Below are 17,459 nucleotides of genomic sequence, written 5' to 3'. Positions count from 1 at the left end.
TCGCCCCTGGGTGCGGGGGCCGCCTTCGCCTGTCGGGCCGGTGGGCCGGTTCACGGGGAGCACAGGGCAGCGTACGCGCCGGTAGTGGCGCGATTTGCCACTGGGGCGAAATGTGTCTCAGTTGGTGATGGCGGCCCCGCCGAATGGTGCCGGGCCCCAGTGGTGGAGCGGCGACCGCGAGGACTGGACTCCCCCGTACGCGCTGACGTGCATGCCGACGAGCTGGCCGCCGAACACACCCGTGGCGTCGTACGGGCGGACGTCAAACACCTCACCGTCCGCGGGATCAGCCAGCTCGACGGCGCCCTCCTCATAGCCGCCTTCCCCGAGACGTCCGGCAGTTTTATATCTAGGACTCGAGTGTGACTTCGTAGTTCCACGTCACGTCGGGCGTGTGGTGGCTACTGGGCGGTGGACTGTCCGATCGCACGGAGGACATCGGCGAGCCAGACCAGGTGGTGGCCCACGGCCCGGTCCGGGTCGGCGAGGAGGTCCTCAAGGTGCTGCCACGACTCGGAGAGCTGCCCGATGGTGATCGTTCTCGGTTCGTTGGGGATGTCGTAGAGTGCGCCGCCCGGAACAGACCAGAAGTAATCGTGCTTGTGAACGGTCAGCGATTTCCCCAACTTCTGAGGCTTCGTGGTCACGGAATGGGCCAGGGTCGTGGTCACGAGTCCCCAAGGGGAAGTTGACCACGGCGGAAGCCTCGAATGCCCCAGATCGAGTGGTTTGACCTGCGAGTGATCGTTCGATCCGAATCGTTCAGGTTCCCCTTGGGCATCCCCGAGCCGGGTTGAGGGTCCTGACCGTCTCGGAGTCGTCACCGTCCCTCGACCGACGGGCCGAGAGGTCGACGGACACTCTGGATGGCAAGGAGAACGTTCACCGTGGTCGACATCGTCGAGATCTACGTCCACTGGTACGCGGGCCGGTCGAAGAACCAGCTCGCGGCCTCGTTGGGGGTGGACCGCAAGACCATCAGGAAGTATCTGGCGCCGGCGGAGGCGTCCGGGATGGCTCCGGGTGGGCCGCCCATGAGCGAGGCGGACTGGGGAAAGCTGATCAAGAGCTGGTTCCCGGAGCTGGCCCGGCGTCGGCTGAACCAGGTCACGTGGGCGGAGATCGAGCCGCACCGCGACCTGGTCAAGGGACTGCTGGAGACGACCACGGTGACCACGATCCATCAACGCCTCAGAGATGAGGGGAAGTTGGCGGTGTCGTTGTCGACGTTCCGCCGGTGGGTGACCGAGAACCTCCCGGACGAGTCGGCCCGGTCGAAGGTGACGGTGCTGCGGGACGACGTCGAGCCGGGCTCGGAGGCCCAGATCGACTACGGCTTCCTGGGTCAGTGGATCAACCCGTCGACCGGCAAGCGGCACCGGATCTGGGCGTTCGTGATGGTGCTGCCCTGCTCGCGGCACATGTTCGTCCGACCGGTGGTGCACATGGACCAGCACGCCTGGACCCAGGCCCACGTCGAAGCGTTCCGGTTCTTCGGCGGTGTCCCGCGGCGGTTGGTGCCGGACAACCTGCGCACGGCGGTGGATCGGCCGGACCTCTACGATCCGAAGATCAACAAGTCGTATGCCGAGCTCGCGACCTACTACGGCGCCCTGGTCGACCCGGCCCGGGCGGCGAAGCCGAAGGACAAGCCGCGGGTCGAGCGGCCGATGCCGTATGTCCGCGACTCGTTCTGGAGCGGGCGCCAGTTCACCTCGGTCGAGCAGATGCAGGCCGAGGCCCTGACCTGGTCGGCAGGGACCGCCGGCCGCAGGCAGTGCCGCCCGCTGGGCGGCGCGAGTCCGCTGTCGGTGTTCGAGGCGGTGGAGGCCAAGGCCCTGCTGCCGTTGCCGGACAAGCCGTTCGTGCTGGCCCGCTGGTCCACCGCCGCAGTCGGCCCTGACATCCACATCAAGGTCGGTCGCAGCCTCTACTCAGTGCCATGGAAGCTGATCGGCCGCCGGGTCGACGTCCGCTCCACCGCCACACTGGTCCAGGTCTTCCACGAGGGCGAGCTGGTCAAGACCCACGCCGCCCTCGACCAGGGCAAGCGCACCGACAAGAACGACTACCCGCCGGAGAAGATCGCCTTCCAGATGAAGACGCCGATCTGGTGCCGCAGCCAGTCCTCCGAGGTCGGCGACGCCTGCCGCGAGGTGATCGACCAACTGCTGGAGGTCAACGCGCTCTACCGGCTCCGCGCGGCCCAGGGGATCCTCGGGCTGCGGAAGAAGTACGGCGATCAGCGGCTGGAGGCGGCCTGCGCCAAGGCCATCGCGGTCGGTGACCCCTCCTACCGCACCATCAAGGGCATCCTCATCGCGGGCACCGAGACCGACCCCGAGCCGGAGACCGGCGACGCCGGTGCCGCGGCCTTCCTCCACGGCCCCGAGGGCCTGTTCGCGGCGAGCATCCCCTCCCAGATCTCCGGCGAGCCCGAGGGCACCCCGGGCCGCGATGACGCCGAGGAGGCCGCTCGATGAGCGTGATGGACACCGCCCTGCGCGAGTCACTGAAGGCCCTGCGGCTGTCCGGGATGCTGGAGACCCTCGACGCACGGCTGATCCAGGCCCACGGCGGTGAACTCGGCCACCTGGACTTCCTCCAGGTCCTCTGTCAGGACGAGATCACCCGCCGCGAGACCGTCGCCTTCCAACGGCGCCTACAGAAGGCGAAGTTCGAACAGCAGGTCACCCTGGAGGAGTTCGACTTCGCCGCTTCACCGAAGCTGCCCGCGGCCCAGATCCGTGACCTGGCCGCCCTGCGCTGGCTCCATGCAGGCGAGTCGGTGATCTTGTTCGGGCCAGTGGGCGTCGGCAAGACACACGTCGCCCAGGCCCTGGGCCACCTTGCCGTCCGCCAGGGCGCGAACGTCCGCTTCACGAAGACCAGCCGGGTCCTGGCCGAGCTGGCCGGCGGCCACGCGGACCGCACCTGGGACAAGCGGATGCGCGAGCTGATCCGCCCGGACGTCCTGATCCTGGACGACTTCGCCATGCGGCAGCTGACCGCGGCCCAGGCCGACGACCTCTACGAACTGGTCTCCGAGCGGCAGGGGCGCTCGCTGATCATCACCAGCAACCGGGCGCCCAGCGATTGGTATCCGCTCTTTCCCAATCCCGTCGTCGCCGAGTCACTGCTGGACCGGGTGATCAACACCAGCCACCAGGTGATCATGAACGGCCCCAGTTACCGGCCGAACAAGCGTCCCAAGAACCCCGGCCCCAAGCCTCCGACCACCTAGCGATCCGACTCGGAAACGTTCCACTCCCGGGGCAGGTCCTCGCCGCAGAAGACGCAGACGAAGTCCTCTTCCCGCACGATGTTGCGCTCCTGGCAGGAGCGGCAGCGGCGGAAGACCACCTCGTGCGTGAAGCCGGACGGGTGGTGGATCCCGATCCGGTCCAGGGTTTTGGCCACGGCCGGCCACGAGATGACGTCCGGGCAGTAGCCGGTCGACTGGTTGCTGACCTCCTCGACCGCCCACCGCCCGGACTCCTCACGGAAGCCCATCTCACCGGCGCTCAGGACCTCTTCGCCGCCGGCGCACACCACGTGCTCACTGCGGCGCGGAGCCAGTCGCAGCACCCCGCCGGCATCGACGACGAACGTGAACGGCTCGGCCAGCTCATCCGGGGTCAGCGCGGAAGCCCACTCGACGAAGTCCGCCGACGATCGCATGCTCCGACCCTCACCACCCGCCCGGACGAGCTCCTTCAACTCAACCGGACCCACATACCGATACATCCGCCCCCACGTCGTCACGCTCACCAACCTAGCCCCTCACACAGCCAGGACCTGGGGAATTACGTGACCACAGCCCTTGGGGAATTACGTGACCGTCCACAGGAGCACCAGGACCCGGCCGCCGCGGGCAAGCCTCAGCGCCGCCGCCGCGGCAATAAACGTCTTTCCGGTTCCGCACGCAGACACGACTGTTGCCCGCAGGCCGGCCTTGGGAATTCGCTTTCTGGGCGGAATGTCGAGCCCTCGGACGATTGCCTCTACCGCTTCTTCCTGATGCGGAAACAGCCTGATTTCACGAGCCTTCTGCATTCGGCTTACTCCATCGAGTAGAGAGGTGTCGCCGGTCAGTGAACCTGAGCAGTGGTCATGCTTGTGACCTGGTGTTGTGCACTTCGGTTGATCGGCTTGGTGGTGCCGGTGGCTCATTGAATCTGCGCGGGGTCGGGGATCGTCAGCCGTCTGGCCTGGGTGTTTCTTGGCTGGGGATGTGGGTACGCAGGTTGTTTGGTTGCTGCGCAGATTCACTGGTCCTTGGTCTGTGGCCAGGGGGTGTCGCTGCGCTTGGGTGGGGCCTGGGGTGAGTTGGGTCGGTTCTCAGTGGAAACCAGGTGTGTCTCATCCGTTCCCTGACGTGGATCGTCAGGCACCATGGCGCCTCGGGAGAAGCGTTGAAGGTGGCAGCTGTGGGATCTCGTCGATTCTGGTTGCGGGTGGGCGTCGTCGCCCTGTTGCTGGCTGCAGTTGCTGTAGCCCTCGCTGTGCCTGGTGTTGGCAAGTGGATCATGGCTGCAGTCCTCGCGGGTCTCGCCTCAGCTCTCGGCGGGATCGTGGCCCGTGGTGCTGATAAGGCCATCATGCATGGTCGAGATGCCGTACTGGTCCCTACACCGCCAGCTCCACTCACTGTGCGGACTGAACAGGAGATGATCCTGGTAGGACATGTTGGCCCTCTTCCCGAGGATCTGACAGCGGTGCGTTCCGTGGACTTGGTGAGCATCCACAGGTGCGTCGTGCGCGTGTTTGTCGAAGCTGCCGTTGATCGTGCTGTGATCCTCACCAAGCTCGACGTGCAGGTGCAGTCACGCTGTACCCCACCCCCGATCGGCTACGTGTTCCTGCTGAAGGATGAACTGAACAATTCGTATTTCGAGATCCCCAAGGAGCGTACTTTCGAGGTGGATCTCGGCGGTCCAACGCCTGTGGTGAGGCCGGCCGAGGGTGTGCCGGACTTCCCGTACGCGGTCTCGCATCTGGAACCCGAGCGTTTCATCCTGAGGGCTTCTTCCAGTACGCCAGGAGATTTCAGTTGGCGCGTCGGTGTCCATTGGATTTGTAAGGGCGAGTCAGGGGTCGTCGTCGCTGAGCAGGAAGGACAGCCCTTCCGACTGGTGAGCCTTGGGCCGTCTGAGCCGTGATCGATAGCCATCTGGCCTTGGTGGGTGGGCCTGGGGTCGGATCGGTGTGGCGGTTTCTGGGCGTCATCTGCCTTGTTGTCCGAGGCTTGTGGTCTGTGATGGGGGCGGTTGGTAGCCGAGTTTGGTGAGTTCGGTGGGGCCTGGGTCGTAGGGGTTGTGCCGGTAGGGCGACCGCCCGCGGGGGTGGGTGTGGCGGCTGGGAACGTAGCGGATGCGGTTGCTGAACTGGTCCGGGTACAGGGCCGGGTTTTCGAGCCAGGGCCGGCCCAGGAGGGCGGCGACGGCACTGTGGAGGGGATGGGCGCGGCCGGGGCGTTCGCGGACGTGGAGGGTACGCGGGTGGCGGTCGAAGAACTGGGCGAGGGCGATGGTCTCGGGGTAGGTGATCGCTTCCCGGGCGAGGGCGTACCAGAGGCGGGCGCGTTTGTTGTTGCCGATGCGCCGGGCGCGTGCGGGCCAGATGCGTTCCTCTGGCGGTGCGGCGCGCCGCCAGTTCTCGGTGAGGTCCATGGCCAGTGCGAGGGCGTGGTCGGCCGCTGCGCCCCGGCGTCGGAGGAACCGGACGTGGATGCGTTGGGCGGCGAGAATTTCGGGGGTACGCGTGAGGTCGGCGTGCTCGATGGGCAGTGGGATGCCGGCGAGGGTGTGGCGGCCGAGCATCCAGGTGTGGTGGCGGCGGCAGACGAGGCGGGTGTCGGGCAGGTACTGGGGGACGGGGTGGGGCTGGCCGGTGCGGGCGATCGTGCAGCGGGGGCAGCCGGTCACGGCGTGCGCAGAGGCAAGCCGGAGGCAGGCGCGGGCGGACCGGGGTCGGGCTTGTCGCGGTAGCGGTTCCATTCGGGGAGCGCATGGGCGAGGTGCTCGTCCGGGATGCCGGCGAACGCGGCGATCAGGCTCCGGCTGGTGGCGTTGAGATACAGCTCGATGCTGGTGTAGGGGCCGTGGGGCTTGGCGCATTCGGCATTGGCGAGGGGCGGGGGGATCCCGAGGGCGTCGAGGAGTTCTGCGGTGCTCAGGTGATGCCGGCGTGCCAGGCGCTGGATGTAGGAGGTGGTGGTCTCCCACTGCAGGGGGGCCACATGCCAGATGCCGGGGCGCGGGGGAGTGCGCGGAGGGCGGGGCACGTCAGGTCCGTGCCTGTGGGCGTGTGGCTTGTTCGGCGAGTTCGTCGAGGTCGATGTCGTCGAGGAGTGCCTTGGTGATCTTTTCGGTGCCGTCGAGGATGGCGGCGATGGAGGCTTCGCGGATGAGGGCGGAGAGGCTTCCGATGCGGCCTCCGGTGCGCTGGTGGAGGTAGGGGGCGTGCCGGGTGAGGGCGTCGGGGCGGTGTGCTTGGAGGCGTAGGGCTTGGTCCATGCCGCGGACCAGGCCTTCCCAGGCGGTGCGCTGTGCGGTGCTGCCGTGCGCCAGGGGCGGGTTGCGCACCATCTTGAACCGTCCGGCGAGCTGCGCGCCGCGGCTTCCCGTCAGGAGCGGGGAGGCCTCGATGGCGACGCCGGCGTAGACGAAGGTCGCGGGGATGCGCTCGCTGAGGTGCTTCATCTGGTCGGAGGTCTCAGCACCGATACGGGTGCGGGTGTTGAGCAGATGGACATCGTCGACGAGGACGAGCTGGGTCGACAGATCACGCAGGGCACCGCAGACGATGTCGGTGATCCGCGCTTGATTCATCGTCTTGCCGACGGGGCAGGTCGAGGAACCGGGCCAGTTCGGATACGAGCATTTTCGGGGTCGCGGCCGGGGGGACGGACAGGAAGACCACGGGCAGTCGCTCGTCGAAGCTGTTGTGGCGGGCCCGGTCGGCGAGGTGGAAGGACCGGCCGAGCTGCTGCAGGGTGGTGGTCTTCCCGGTGGTGGGCGGCCCGGAGATCAGCAGTCCTCGCCGGGCCGTGCCGTTGTGCCGCCGGTTGAGGATCATGAGCCGGCAGGGTGAGGGAGATGGCAGGGTGGTCCGGTGTCGACGAACCGCGTCCATTCGCGCCAGGTCGTCGGTGACGCGTACGGGTCGTCGTCTGCCTCCTGGTCGGCGGCCGTCACCACTGCTGCGCCTCCTGGTGGGCGTCGAAGATGCTCCAGGCCCCGGCCGATGCTGCTGTGCCGGTGGAACCCGAGGCAGAGGGTGTGTTCTCGCCGGCAGGCGGAAGGTGCTCGCCGGGGCCTTTCGGCGGGTCGGTGTCCGCAGTTCGTCGCCGTGCGCGCTTGGCTCCTGCCTGCCGGCCCGGGACGTCGGCGAGGCCGGCGGCGGGGCTGCTGGCCTTGCTGGAGTGGGCGGCGCTTGTTTGTCCTGTGTGGGCGCGGCGGAGGAGCTCGTCCAGGCGCCGTGCGAGGTGTTCTTCGTGTTCGGCCCGGTCCGTACGCCGTGTGGCCACGGTGCGGATGTGCCGCCAGGTGGTGTCGGTGAAGGGCCTCGAGACCAGGCTCCGGTGGATCCACTCGGCCTGTGCCCAGCCCTCTGGGAGCCTGACCCAGCACTGCCACGGCTCGTAGGGGTTGTGGTGGACCTCCCATTTGCCGTCCGCGGCCAGGGAGCGGTGCCGGTGTCCGTTGAGCGCGGGGCCGTCGTAGGTGCGGTACTCGAAGCGGATGCCTTCGTCTGTGATCGTGCACCTGCGGGAGGGCAGCAGCTCGATCCAGTCTGCTCCGGTCGGGGGGATGGGTACGTGTCCGGCGATGCCGGTGAGTGCGGCCCACATCTCGTTGGGGGTGAGTGTCAGGTGGGGCATGAGGGGGTGCCGCAGCCGATCGTGGCGCCGTTCCTGCCATCCGCAGACGATCCACTCGTCCAGCAGGTCCTGCAGCTGAGGCATCGTCCAGCATGCCTCGTCCTCCACGTTGCTGCCGCGCGTGGCGAGGTGGTTTCCGGTGTAGCCGGCGACGTACTGCGCGAACAGCGTGCCGATCGCCCCGAAGCCGCGCTCCACATGCCCCTTGGCGTGCCCGGACGCGGGGGGACACGGCTGGACGGTGATTCCCAGGTGCTCGGCGGCGGCGAGGAAGCAGCGGGAGACGAACACTTTGCCCTGGTCAGATGACCACGGTCGACGGCCGGATTACCGGCCTGGCCGCGGCCCCCTGCATGCGGGCGTCGATGGTGGCGAGCCGGGTGTAGGGGATGACGGAAGCGGCCATGGACAGGTAGGCGGGCCAGTGGGGCCGCATCGGCTGCGGCACCAGGGTCTGGGCCAGGAGCACGGCCGCGTCCACTGCCTTGGTGCCCTTGGGGCGCAGGACGGCGGCGGTGATGCTGCGGGTGGCCACGTCCACCGCCATGGTCAGCTCCGGCCGCCGGGCCTTTCCGTCCTCGCACACGACCATCACGTCCAGCAGGGTGCTGTCCATCATCACCAGCTCCCCGGGCAGTGTCGCGGCCGTCGGAGTGAACACCGGCACCGGCCGGGACGCGCGCCGGCGCTGCCCGGCGGCACTCAGCGCGAGCTGTTCCTGCTCGGCAACGGCCCGTACCAGCCGGTTGAACGTGGCCACCGGCGGCACCAGCACCGCCCCGGGCCCGTGGGCGTCTTCCAGCAGCCACCCCACCTGGCGCCGCAGCCGGCTCAACGTCCCCGTCGAACGCCCCTGCTGCTCCTCCAGCGCCTGCTTGATCGCGGCGACCACGCGTGGATCGGCCCGCCCGAACACAGATCGCTCCCGTTTCCCCCGGCCGTCGACCAGACCCCATACTCCCTGCGCGCGGTAGCGGGCTCGCATCCTGCGCACGGTGGCCACGCTGACCTGCTCTCCGGATGCGGTCAGCTCGGCGGCCTTGGCCGCCTCCCGCTGGGCGAGCCGGTACACGGCCGGGTCGTACCCGGGCTGAGGCAGCTGCTCCCGGCCGGGGCCCAGGTAGCCGGTCTCGACTTCCAGGACGTGCCGTTCCCAGGCCAGGGCTTTGTCCCGGACCGCGGCGTCAAGCCCGTCCAAGGGGCCGTGGGCCGGTACTCGCCGCTGCCCTGGCAAGGAGCGGTCCAGGATGGTGAAGTCCTGTGCGGCGAGCACGTGAGTGAGCAGGACTACCTGCACGTTTGCGCCTTCTTCGGCGACCAGCCGGCAGCGGGGTCCCTCCAGACCGGCCAGGACGTGGGTCTGTCCGTCGAACCGGATCCGGTCCCCGACTTCGACGACGCCCCACGGCCTCTTCACCGCCGCAGCTCTTCGCGGCGACGCCCGGCCGGCACGGCGACCAGGGGAGTCTCCTCGCTCAGGGGGCGGTCCCAGGCCATGCTGAGCAGGCCGTGCCACAGCCCGTGGTAGACCGCGGGCAGCGTTGCGATCGGATCCCCGAGCCGCAGCGCGCCCTCGAGCAGCGCGACGGGCGAGGCGAATGTCTCGCGCAGCCGGGTCGCAGGGATACCCACCGAACACCGGGGATGCCGGTAGACCGACAGCCAGCGCCCGTTGGCCAGAACCACCGGATCCGCGGCATCCGCGAACCCGTGCTCCCAGCCCGCGTCCTGTGCACACGAGCCGGCTACCCGCGCGCGGCCGGCAAGTCGTGCGGACGGTCCGCTGCTGCCAGGGCAGTCCACCAGACGGATGCCCCCGTCCGCCAAGGCCACGGCCAGGTCGGGGGCGTGTGTGACGGTCCGCCCGCCTTCCTCCCACACGAACTCCACCGGACGGCTCACCATGCCTGTCACCTGCGGATCCTGATCGAGCATCATGACCGCGTCCCGCATGGCCGCGCTCCCGTACCCCACCAGACGGCTCGTGGTCGCAGACCACCACCATCCCGGAGCCAGCCGCCGCCCCCGCCGCAGCGGGAAACCACGCACCATCGGGCATTCCATGAGGCACAGCTCCCCGATGGCTGTCCGCCACGGCCTGTGGAGCATGACCCCGTCCGGCCCGACGAACCGCACGTCCACATGGCGCGGATGCACCCCGCCCCCCCTCCACCGAACCCAATGGCCGCACGCAAACGGCCCTTTCACCATTGAAGAACGGCTCGGCCAGCCTGCGCAGTGCGCAGATGCACCGAGCCGCACAATGCGGTGAAACCCCTCTGACCAGCCCGAACCCATCTCCCGACTCTGCTACGGCCTCGCCCACGGGCCTGCGGGACCCCCAGCCGGCGACCACGAGCGCAGCATCCCCGACCACGCCGGAGAGGCGGTTCCCCGTGGGTCCGTGGCGGTCAGAATGCGGCCCACGTGCCCAGCGAAGGCGAGCCAACCGGCCCGGCCGCCGTTCAGTTCGGCGTGCCCGGCCACGGTCAGCTGGGGTAGTACTTGCGCGGCGCTCCAGGTGGGCCGCTGTTAAGCGGAGCGGCTCGCCTGGAGGGGGCGTGCCCGGTTGGTGCGGGTCAGCGTGGCGGCAGCCAGGTACTGGCGTAGAGCACGAGTGCCCCGCCTGCCGCTGTTGCGGCGCCTCGGAGGAGATGCACGCCGGCTTCGTTGCGCATGTGCCGGGCCAGGCGCGCCCAGCGCGGCGCGTCCGATGCCGGGTCTGGCGCGGAGGGTTCCTCGCTGGGGCCGATGACCGTACGCTCAGTCTGGGACATGAGGTTCTCCTTCGTCGGGGACCGTCCTCTGCTGACGGCTCCCTGCGCTACCAGGGGGCCGTCGCCCGTTTGCGGGGACAGCCACGCCGCCGTCCACGTTCTGAGATGAACCGGTGCCTCAGAGGCGGACGCCATCAAAGAAAACACCTCGAAACATGCTCTGACCAGCGGAAACGGCAGGTTGTTCAAACAGGTTTGCCCGAGACGCAGAGGTATCCCTGTGGGGCGCACCTAGTGCTGTGCGTATCTGTTCGAGCCTGAGCATGCAGGTGCCAGGCATTCAGAGTTCATGTGTGTCATGCGCCTGAACGTGTCGGGGTGACGTCGGTGTGGGCCGTGATGTGTCTATCCGTGGCGCCAGGGCGTGTGAGTTCAGGTAATCGGGAGAAATCACGAGTGCTTCCCTGACAGTGTGTGTCGATGGCTCAGTTGCTGCGCATGCCGGGCACAGATGTGCTTCCACCAGGCCCTCGCCGGAACCTGGTCCTCGAACTGCGTGTACATCTCAGGGAAGCCAACCGTCCTACCCTCGCGACCATTACCGCGGCCATTGCTGGGCTGGACGGGGTCAAGCCCGTGAGTCGGGAGACGGTCCGCCGGCTGCTGGTTGGCCAGACGCTCGGAAACTGGAACACCCTGGACTCCCTCCTGCGCGCCCTGTGTCAGCTGGGGAACCAGGATCCGGACCGGCCGCGCTGGTCCGAAAGCGAGGACCGCTGGGGCGCCATTCCCACCTGCAGGGAACACCTTCGCCTTGTCTGGGACCGCGCGGTCGAAGAGGACGCGACGGAGGAGTTTCCGGAATCGCCCCCTTCGCAGCCCCCTCCTGCCCGGCATCCCACTCCGATTCCGTCACCGGCCCGGGACGACCCGTGGGCACCGAGTCAGCCCTCCAGCGGTGGCTGGGGACGTACTCCGAAACCCCCACCCACGTCCGGTGGGTACAGCGACGAGCCTCCCTTCTGACGAAGCCACCACTGCGAGGCTCGTGAGAAGGCACGCCGCACCCCTGACCGACTCATGTCCCTACGGAGCCGCGACGTGGCCCTGCCGCTCGGTGCGCGACCTGCCGGGCCGCCTTCCCTCACCTCCGGGCGGGAGGCAGGCGGGAGCGGCGGCCCCTGACGCCGGTGAGGGTGTTGATGCCGGTGGTTGCCGTGGTCAGTGATTGGGTGGCGGCCGCGATGCAGGCGTTGACTGCTGCGGGGCTGGCACCGGTGCGGGTGAGCCGGTCGGCGTCGATGAGGCCGGCTGCGGCCAGGGCCAGGTCGCTGGCGGCGTGGGACAGGGGGCTGGGGTTTTCGTCGAGGGTGGCTTCGATGGCGCTGCGGACCAGGCGGAGGCTGAGCAGGCGCAGACGGGTTTCGTCGGCCTTGGAGGTGAGGGCGGAGCAGTAGCCGGCCAGGAGCTGGGTGAGACCGAGTGGGGGCTCTTGTGCGGGGTCGGCACGCTGGGCGGCGTCGAGTTCGGTCTTGGCGAGCAGGACACCGAGGAGCAGGGCGGTGTCGGTGCGTTTGGGGCCGTCGGGCCGCTGCCGTGCATCGAGCTTGGGGGCCGCACCGAGGTCGGCCAGCGCGCTGTAGAGGGTGCGCGCGCTGGCCGGACGTCGCATGGCCGGGCGCCCCATCGAAACACTCCTGGACGTCAGGTGCCTGCGGTGGTGCGCCGCCGCCGTTTCGGCTTGGCCGGCCGGACCGGGGCGGGCATGGTGAGGGTGGCTTTCTGCATCCGGTCGTAGGTGCGGGTCATGTGGGCGATCTCGTCCTGGAACATGGCCAGGACCTCGTAGTTGTTCACTTCCTCGCCGAGGGGGTTGATGGCCCCGGACAGCAGGCGGCGCAGTTCGGTGTTGATGCGCCTCATCCGCAAGGAGGCGTACTCGGAGATCTTCGCAGGATCGATCGTGATCATGTAGCCGCTGCGGTAGGACAGGAACGCCTTCCCCTTCTCCATGGTGATGTGGTCGCGGACGTAGCCCTTGGCCCGCTCGAACTGCCCGTCAGTGGCGTGGATGGCCCCGGTGATCTCCTCGCGGGGCAGCAGCACATCCTCACCTTTCTCCTCGCACAGCCTCCAGGCGAGTTCGGCCAGGTGCTGGGTGGGGACCGGGGCGGCCCGCGGGGCGCCGGTGGCTGTGCGGGTCATAGCTGGTCATCCCCTTCCGACAGGATGCGCGCCAGTTCCTCGTCCATGGTCTTGTCGCCGGTCGACAGCGCGGAGTCGCACCAGTCGAGTGCGGCCCGGATCCGCCGGTGGTTGTCCAGCACGGCCCGTACCTCACGCTCGGTGAACTCCGCCACGTGCAGCCTGGGAATCATCCGCTGGAGATCGACCAGGAACGCGGTGCCGCTGCCGATCAGCTCCAGCACTTCACTGGAAGCCCGCTGGTAGTCCACTGCCGGCTCGCGCCGGCGTATCTGCCGTACTTCCCGGGCCTCGTCGTCGGCCTCGTCCTGCTCGTGGGCGGCGGCGAACCTGGCAGCGGCAGCCTGCTGACGCTGCTCGTGGTGCGCCCGGTACAGGATGCGCTGGTTCGACGGGCTGGACATCAGCCGCTGCGCGACGTCGGGACGGCGGATCATCTCCTCGACCGCCTTGGTGGCGCTTTCGTCTTCCCGCATCAGCGTCCGGACCCGGTCCAGCTTCTCTTCCTTCGTCAGCGGTCGGTGGGGAAGTCGTCCTGCCCTGCTGAGCGCGAGGTCTTCCGTCCAGCGCTCCCTGCCCTCTGGTGGATGACGGATGACCTCGAACCGGTCGGGCAGCGCGTCGAGCGCCGCGTGCACCGTCCACGGCACGCCCGGGACCCTCTTGTCCGGCGGCCAGGCCATGGCGACGTGCCGGCACTTCACCAGAGTGTTGACGTTGCTGCCGATCTCGTCCGCGAAACGGTCGAGCACCAGGAAGACACCCTGGTTTATCCCACGCCCCTTGGGCTTGATCATCTTCAGTGTCAGGTCGCCCAGCCGGAACTGGATCGAGGTGTCTTCCTCGAGCATGTCGCGGCCCTGCTTGACGTAGCGGGCCCACTGCCGGTCGGTGAACTGTTTCGGGAACGGACTGATGAGTCTTGTCCGGGTCATGGCGCCTCCCGAGAGGCCCCTCAAGGGGTTTCGGTCTCGCGACGTACACAGCTGCATCCCTCGTGCCCCACCACCAAGATTACGCCTACATATATCCGAACTCTCCCTGGTGCAGTCGGTGAAAGAGGGTGGCTGAAGGGCTCTTTGACGGCGGGTCTCCGGACCGGGCTACGCCCATCGCATGTCGATCGCGGACAGTTGTGCGATGCGTTCGGGCGAGAGCGTGGCGGCCCTGCTGCGTTGGTTGGCGATCCACGACCCCAGCCTCAGCTCCCGTTCTTCCTGGTCTTTGCTGCCCTCGCCGATGATGATCCGCTCGATGTGTCCCCGGGGTACCCGAAGGTGCCCCTCTCGTTCGTGGAACTGGCGGGCGGCGGCGTGGTTCAGCGCCCATATGTCGCTCTGTGTGCGGCGTGGCTTCGGCTTGTCGTCCTCGGCCGCCGGTTCGATCCCGAGGACCTGCTCGCACATCCATTGCTGCCCGCCGGTGAGCCGGTCCCATCCCAGTCGCTGTGCGCTGACCCACCGTCCGAGGTCCTCGCCCTGGTGGACGATCTGGCCCGGCGCGGTCGGCAGTACCCCGCAGGCTCCCAGGTGCTGACGGGTGAGGTGGAAGGCGCGCTGCCATTCCACGGGCCACTGGGGGCACCAGGACGGGTCGATGTCTTCCAGCTGCTCGCGCCGCCGGGTGGCCAGGGTCCCGGCGCGGGCGTCGGCTCGCGCGTTCTTTAGCCAGATGCCGACCTTGTGGCCCCGGTAGACGGCGTCCAGCGGCGCCAGGAGGTGCCCGTTCTCCTTGGCCCACCCACGCGCCGCGGTGAGCCCTTCTTCCCAGGCGACGTCATGGTGCGACCAGATCATGCCGAGTGTCTCCAGCTGCTGGACGCGTTCGGCGCTGAGGTGGCCGCGGGCGTTGAGGTGGCGGGCGTCGGCGATCCACTGTCCGAGCGGGAAGTCGGCGAGCGAAGCCGGCCACCTCTCGCGCAGACCCTCGCTCTGCTCCTGGCCCTGGCCCTCGGTTTCCTGCTCCCGGCTGTCGGGCACGCGGTAGGTGAAGGGGATCCTCAGGTCGCCGTATGTGCGGGAGTAGATGGCGGCCGCCTCCGCACCGCGCCGCCAGTGCTCCTTCTCGGGGTTGAGGACGCGCAGGCTGATGAACGCCGCCAGCGCGGCCGCATCACGCGGGGTGCTGAACTTCAGCAGCGCCCGTGCCGGCATCGAGACAGGGAAGCCGTCTTCGCCCTCCCTCTCTGCGTCCTGGCTTCCTGTGCGGCTCTGGACGCCCTTGGAGCGGCTGGCCGCCTGTGGCACGGCCAGTGCCTCCACCATGCGGGTGTCGTGCGCCCTGAGGGCTTCCAGGAGCTTGGCCAGGCCGCCGTAGGCCTTGCTGGTGAGCATGTTGTCCGGGGTTTCCCCGGGTCCGAGCAGGATCGGCACCACCAGCGAGGCCGTCTTGCCCTCGCCTGGCTGGATGCGCAGGGCACGGCCGACGGCCTGGACCAGGTCGGGCATGGAGCCGCGGACATCGGCGAAGTACACACTGTCGCAGGTGCGGATGTCGACGCCCTCACCCAGGACCTTCGCCGACCCCAGGAAACGCCTGGCCGCGTCCGCGCCGCCGCCGGCGAACTCCTCCAGCACACGGCGCCGGTGGGCCGGTGGATGATCGCCACAGAGCCAGTCGGCCCAGACCGTGCTCGGGTACAGCTCCGGCTCGTTTGCATGCAGTTGTGCGGCGACGTCGGGCAGGCCGGTTGCGAAGGCCTCGGCCTCCCTGACCAGGTGATGGAAGATCAGCGTCCGGCCGAAGGACTCCTGGGCCGACGCCTTCACCAGGGCCGTCTGGAGAGCCGCGAGACGCGCCCCGCGCACCGCATCCGACCGGCCTTCGCCGCCAAGGAGCTGCGTGGCCTGGAGCTGGGTGTCGGTGATGTCCACGCACACCACCTGGTACGGCGCGCAGATGCCCCGGTTGATCGCCTCGGACAGGGTCAGGGTGTAGCACCTGCTCCCGAACGGTCCGTCCGGATCGTCCTCCATCGACGCGGCCAGCTCACCCGGCACCCCCGCCTCGGTGTCCTCGTCGAGCTGCCACAGCCGGGGGGTGGCCGTCATGTACAGCCGCCGCAGCGACGGGATCCTCGCATTGTCGTGCACGACCGCCCAGGGCTTGCCGAGCCGCCCCGAGGTCCGGTGCGCCTCGTCCACGACGACCAGGTCCCAGCCGGGAAGACCGGCCGCGTGGGCACGCTCCAGCGTGCCCAGGCCGAGCGAGGCGTACGTGGCGAACACTGTCACCTTGCCGAACGGCCGAACCCAGCCGACCAGCTCCTCCACCGCAGTGGTGTTCGGGAAGACCGCCTGATCCCCGCGCAGCGACGACACCCCGATCATCGGCCCCTTGCGGCCTCCCTCACGCCACTCGGCCTGGGTCTGCGTGAGCAGGTCCAGCGAGGGCACCAGCACCAGCACCCGGCCAGCCCCCAGCTCCTCCGCGCTGCACACGGCCACCCGGGTCTTGCCCGAGCCGGTCGCCATGACCACCTGCGTGCGCAGTCCCCGCCCGGACACCAACGATCGCGCCGGCAGTTCGAGTGCGCGCAGCACCGCATCGACGGCCTCGCGCTGATGGGGACGGAGAGTCTTCGGCACGTTCCGCTCCTTTGGCTCTGCGTGACGCGGCCGCCCGGGGCCTCCGGACATGGACGTCAACCGGTGGGGGAGCCTGAGGCAAGTTTAGATCTAGGCTTCATTTTGAAGCATACTGGAGGGACGACCCTGCGCCCCCGATACTGTGCCGTGCCGGCCAGGCGCCACGTACATCTCAACGACGCCTCCAGACGACCTCCGAACCGCATCACACCCTTGCGACGATGCGCCCTCCGGCGAGAGCCCTCACAGAGACCCCGTCCGGGCAGACGGCCTCCACAGCCATTGGCGTGGGTGGGTTCAAAAAGGCGGGGTGAGGGACTGCTGCGAGGATTCGGGACTGGCGCCCAGCTTCGCCAGGCGGGCGCGGATCGCACTGGGTTGGCGTGAGAAGAGCAGGGCGAGGGATTCCGCGTCGTGGCCCGAGGCATGGAGCTCGAGGAGCCGCTGGTCGTCTGTCTCGGTCCACTTCTGGTAGGCGTTGCCGTGCTGTGTACGGACCTGCGCCACGGTGTAGGCGCGGGTTTCCGGTCGCGGAGCAGCCCGCTGAGCACCGTCTGTGAGCCTGGCTTCTTTCAGCGAATCGAGAGGGAATGAACCCACCTCGGTGCCCTGCAGCCACAAAGTGACGGTGCCGCCCTCAAACGTCATCACATCCGCCTGGACATCGACGACTCTGCGCATCACATCCGGATCGTTTGGATCCGGCATGAAGTCGTTCAACCGCAAACGCACCTGAGGTCCAGTCATGTCAGTCATGAGAGCAGCGTGCCCGCTACCCGGTCAGCTGAACAAACCCATCAGCACCCCCGCACCGCTGCCGGCTGCTTTGGTGGTTGGAGCGAAGCGGAGACCACCAGGCGTGGCTTGCCACGCCCCGAGCCGCAACGCGGCTCGGCTCCATCCAGGCCCGCAACGCGGGCCTGTTCTTTGGTGGTTGGAGCGAAGCGGAGACCACCAGGCGTGGCTTGCCACGCCCCGAGCCGCAACGCGGCTCGGCTCCTTGCCCGGCGCAACGCGCCGGGCTTCACTCCCTGGCGCGCAGCGCCAGGGGACCCGCTCCGCGGG

The 17,459-nt window shown here is 68.6% G+C and carries 20 protein-coding genes; 3 read left to right on the top strand and 17 right to left on the bottom strand.

Translation table 11 applies throughout. The features are described from left to right. Positions 1 to 117 precede the first annotated feature (117 nt). Positions 118 to 270, bottom strand: a complete 153-nt coding sequence (locus AC067U_RS35085) for a hypothetical protein (RefSeq protein WP_478833904.1) — start codon at positions 268 to 270, stop codon at positions 118 to 120. 131 nt (positions 271 to 401) lie between these two features. Continuing rightward, the gene (locus AC067U_RS35080) at positions 402 to 647 is read right to left on the bottom strand and encodes a hypothetical protein (RefSeq protein WP_478833903.1); all 246 of its coding nucleotides are present in this window, start codon (positions 645 to 647) and stop codon (positions 402 to 404) included. 240 nt (positions 648 to 887) lie between these two features. Here AC067U_RS35080 and istA point away from each other — a divergent pair, with 240 nt between their 5' ends. Further along, positions 888 to 2,483 carry an IS21 family transposase gene (istA, locus tag AC067U_RS35075; RefSeq protein ID WP_478833991.1) on the top strand — a complete coding sequence of 532 codons (1,596 nt, stop codon included), beginning with the start codon at positions 888 to 890 and terminating at the stop codon, positions 2,481 to 2,483. Further along, complete coding sequence (gene istB / locus AC067U_RS35070) at positions 2,480 to 3,244, top strand: IS21-like element helper ATPase IstB (RefSeq protein ID WP_478833902.1); 765 nt, start codon at positions 2,480 to 2,482, stop codon at positions 3,242 to 3,244. The genes istA and istB overlap by 4 nt, the downstream gene beginning before the upstream one ends. On the opposite strand, the gene AC067U_RS35065 is transcribed toward istB, so the two are convergent. Then, entirely contained in the window at positions 3,241 to 3,747 is a 507-nt protein-coding gene (locus tag AC067U_RS35065) for a hypothetical protein (RefSeq protein ID WP_478833990.1), read from the bottom strand. The genes istB and AC067U_RS35065 overlap by 4 nt on opposite strands. 84 nt (positions 3,748 to 3,831) lie before the next feature. Then, positions 3,832 to 4,056 (bottom strand): DEAD/DEAH box helicase family protein, encoded by a 225-nt coding sequence (locus AC067U_RS35060; protein ID WP_478833901.1) that lies wholly within the window; start codon positions 4,054 to 4,056, stop codon positions 3,832 to 3,834. A 374-nt stretch (positions 4,057 to 4,430) separates the two neighbouring features. On the opposite strand from AC067U_RS35060, the gene AC067U_RS35055 reads away from it, so the two are divergent. Continuing rightward, positions 4,431 to 5,162 (top strand): hypothetical protein, encoded by a 732-nt coding sequence (locus tag AC067U_RS35055; RefSeq protein WP_478833900.1) that lies wholly within the window; start codon positions 4,431 to 4,433, stop codon positions 5,160 to 5,162. Between the two features lie 63 nt (positions 5,163 to 5,225). Here AC067U_RS35055 and AC067U_RS35050 read toward each other — a convergent pair whose 3' ends face one another. The 13 genes from AC067U_RS35050 to AC067U_RS34990 all read right to left on the bottom strand — a co-directional run bounded on the left by AC067U_RS35050 (position 5,226) and on the right by AC067U_RS34990 (position 17,150). Beyond that, the gene (locus AC067U_RS35050) at positions 5,226 to 5,927 is read right to left on the bottom strand and encodes a hypothetical protein (protein WP_478833899.1); all 702 of its coding nucleotides are present in this window, start codon (positions 5,925 to 5,927) and stop codon (positions 5,226 to 5,228) included. Then, on the bottom strand, positions 5,924 to 6,286 hold the full coding sequence (locus AC067U_RS35045; protein ID WP_478833898.1) for a TniQ family protein: 363 nt from the start codon (positions 6,284 to 6,286) through the stop codon (positions 5,924 to 5,926). Before AC067U_RS35045 ends, AC067U_RS35050 begins: the two co-directional genes overlap by 4 nt. A gap of 1 nt (position 6,287) precedes the next feature. After that, on the bottom strand, positions 6,288 to 6,833 hold the full coding sequence (locus AC067U_RS35040) for an ATP/GTP-binding protein (protein ID WP_478833897.1): 546 nt from the start codon (positions 6,831 to 6,833) through the stop codon (positions 6,288 to 6,290). Next, entirely contained in the window at positions 6,787 to 7,080 is a 294-nt protein-coding gene (locus AC067U_RS35035) for an AAA family ATPase (protein WP_478833896.1), read from the bottom strand. The genes AC067U_RS35040 and AC067U_RS35035 overlap by 47 nt, the downstream gene beginning before the upstream one ends. Positions 7,081 to 7,195: 115 nt before the next feature. Then, on the bottom strand, positions 7,196 to 8,176 hold the full coding sequence (locus tag AC067U_RS35030; protein ID WP_478833895.1) for a transposase: 981 nt from the start codon (positions 8,174 to 8,176) through the stop codon (positions 7,196 to 7,198). Positions 8,177 to 8,186: 10 nt separating this feature from the next. Further along, the gene (locus AC067U_RS35025) at positions 8,187 to 9,302 is read right to left on the bottom strand and encodes a hypothetical protein (protein WP_478833894.1); all 1,116 of its coding nucleotides are present in this window, start codon (positions 9,300 to 9,302) and stop codon (positions 8,187 to 8,189) included. Then, the gene (locus tag AC067U_RS35020) at positions 9,299 to 9,949 is read right to left on the bottom strand and encodes a TnsA-like heteromeric transposase endonuclease subunit (protein ID WP_478833989.1); all 651 of its coding nucleotides are present in this window, start codon (positions 9,947 to 9,949) and stop codon (positions 9,299 to 9,301) included. Before AC067U_RS35020 ends, AC067U_RS35025 begins: the two co-directional genes overlap by 4 nt. 515 nt (positions 9,950 to 10,464) lie before the next feature. Next, the gene (locus AC067U_RS35015; RefSeq protein ID WP_478833893.1) at positions 10,465 to 10,662 is read right to left on the bottom strand and encodes a hypothetical protein; all 198 of its coding nucleotides are present in this window, start codon (positions 10,660 to 10,662) and stop codon (positions 10,465 to 10,467) included. Between the two features lie 1,084 nt (positions 10,663 to 11,746). After that, complete coding sequence (locus AC067U_RS35010) at positions 11,747 to 12,274, bottom strand: hypothetical protein (RefSeq protein WP_478833892.1); 528 nt, start codon at positions 12,272 to 12,274, stop codon at positions 11,747 to 11,749. Positions 12,275 to 12,306: 32 nt separating this feature from the next. Continuing rightward, positions 12,307 to 12,807 carry a hypothetical protein gene (locus tag AC067U_RS35005; protein WP_478833891.1) on the bottom strand — a complete coding sequence of 167 codons (501 nt, stop codon included), beginning with the start codon at positions 12,805 to 12,807 and terminating at the stop codon, positions 12,307 to 12,309. Next, a complete protein-coding gene (locus AC067U_RS35000) occupies positions 12,804 to 13,742 on the bottom strand; it encodes a DUF6192 family protein (RefSeq protein ID WP_478833890.1) in 939 nt (312 codons plus the stop codon). The genes AC067U_RS35005 and AC067U_RS35000 overlap by 4 nt, the downstream gene beginning before the upstream one ends. Positions 13,743 to 13,910: 168 nt before the next feature. Continuing rightward, positions 13,911 to 16,394: a helicase associated domain-containing protein gene (locus AC067U_RS34995; RefSeq protein ID WP_478833889.1), complete on the bottom strand. Its 2,484-nt coding sequence runs from the start codon at positions 16,392 to 16,394 to the stop codon at positions 13,911 to 13,913. A 297-nt stretch (positions 16,395 to 16,691) separates the two neighbouring features. Next, on the bottom strand, positions 16,692 to 17,150 hold the full coding sequence (locus AC067U_RS34990) for a hypothetical protein (protein ID WP_478833888.1): 459 nt from the start codon (positions 17,148 to 17,150) through the stop codon (positions 16,692 to 16,694). Between the last annotated feature and the right edge of the window lie 309 nt (positions 17,151 to 17,459).

The organism is Streptomyces sp. NPDC043853 (genome assembly GCF_056436025.1).
Note: the sequence above shows the minus strand (reverse complement) of the source record. Positions and strands in the feature narration are given on the sequence as shown.

Bases quoted from the DNA above. Each gene is read 5' to 3' on its own strand.
- AC067U_RS35035 (WP_478833896.1), bottom strand. From the start codon at position 7,080: ATGATCCTCAACCGGCGGCACAACGGCACGGCCCGGCGAGGACTGCTG.
- AC067U_RS35010 (WP_478833892.1), bottom strand. From the start codon at position 12,274: ATGCGACGTCCGGCCAGCGCGCGCACCCTCTACAGCGCGCTGGCCGAC.
- AC067U_RS35005 (WP_478833891.1), bottom strand. From the start codon at position 12,807: ATGACCCGCACAGCCACCGGCGCCCCGCGGGCCGCCCCGGTCCCCACC.
- AC067U_RS35020 (WP_478833989.1), bottom strand. From the start codon at position 9,949: ATGGAATGCCCGATGGTGCGTGGTTTCCCGCTGCGGCGGGGGCGGCGG.
- AC067U_RS35015 (WP_478833893.1), bottom strand. From the start codon at position 10,662: ATGTCCCAGACTGAGCGTACGGTCATCGGCCCCAGCGAGGAACCCTCC.
- AC067U_RS35060 (WP_478833901.1), bottom strand. From the start codon at position 4,056: ATGCAGAAGGCTCGTGAAATCAGGCTGTTTCCGCATCAGGAAGAAGCG.
- AC067U_RS35040 (WP_478833897.1), bottom strand. From the start codon at position 6,833: ATGAATCAAGCGCGGATCACCGACATCGTCTGCGGTGCCCTGCGTGAT.
- AC067U_RS35065 (WP_478833990.1), bottom strand. From the start codon at position 3,747: ATGTATCGGTATGTGGGTCCGGTTGAGTTGAAGGAGCTCGTCCGGGCG.
- AC067U_RS34990 (WP_478833888.1), bottom strand. From the start codon at position 17,150: ATGACTGACATGACTGGACCTCAGGTGCGTTTGCGGTTGAACGACTTC.
- istB (WP_478833902.1), top strand. From the start codon at position 2,480: ATGAGCGTGATGGACACCGCCCTGCGCGAGTCACTGAAGGCCCTGCGG.
- AC067U_RS35000 (WP_478833890.1), bottom strand. From the start codon at position 13,742: ATGACCCGGACAAGACTCATCAGTCCGTTCCCGAAACAGTTCACCGAC.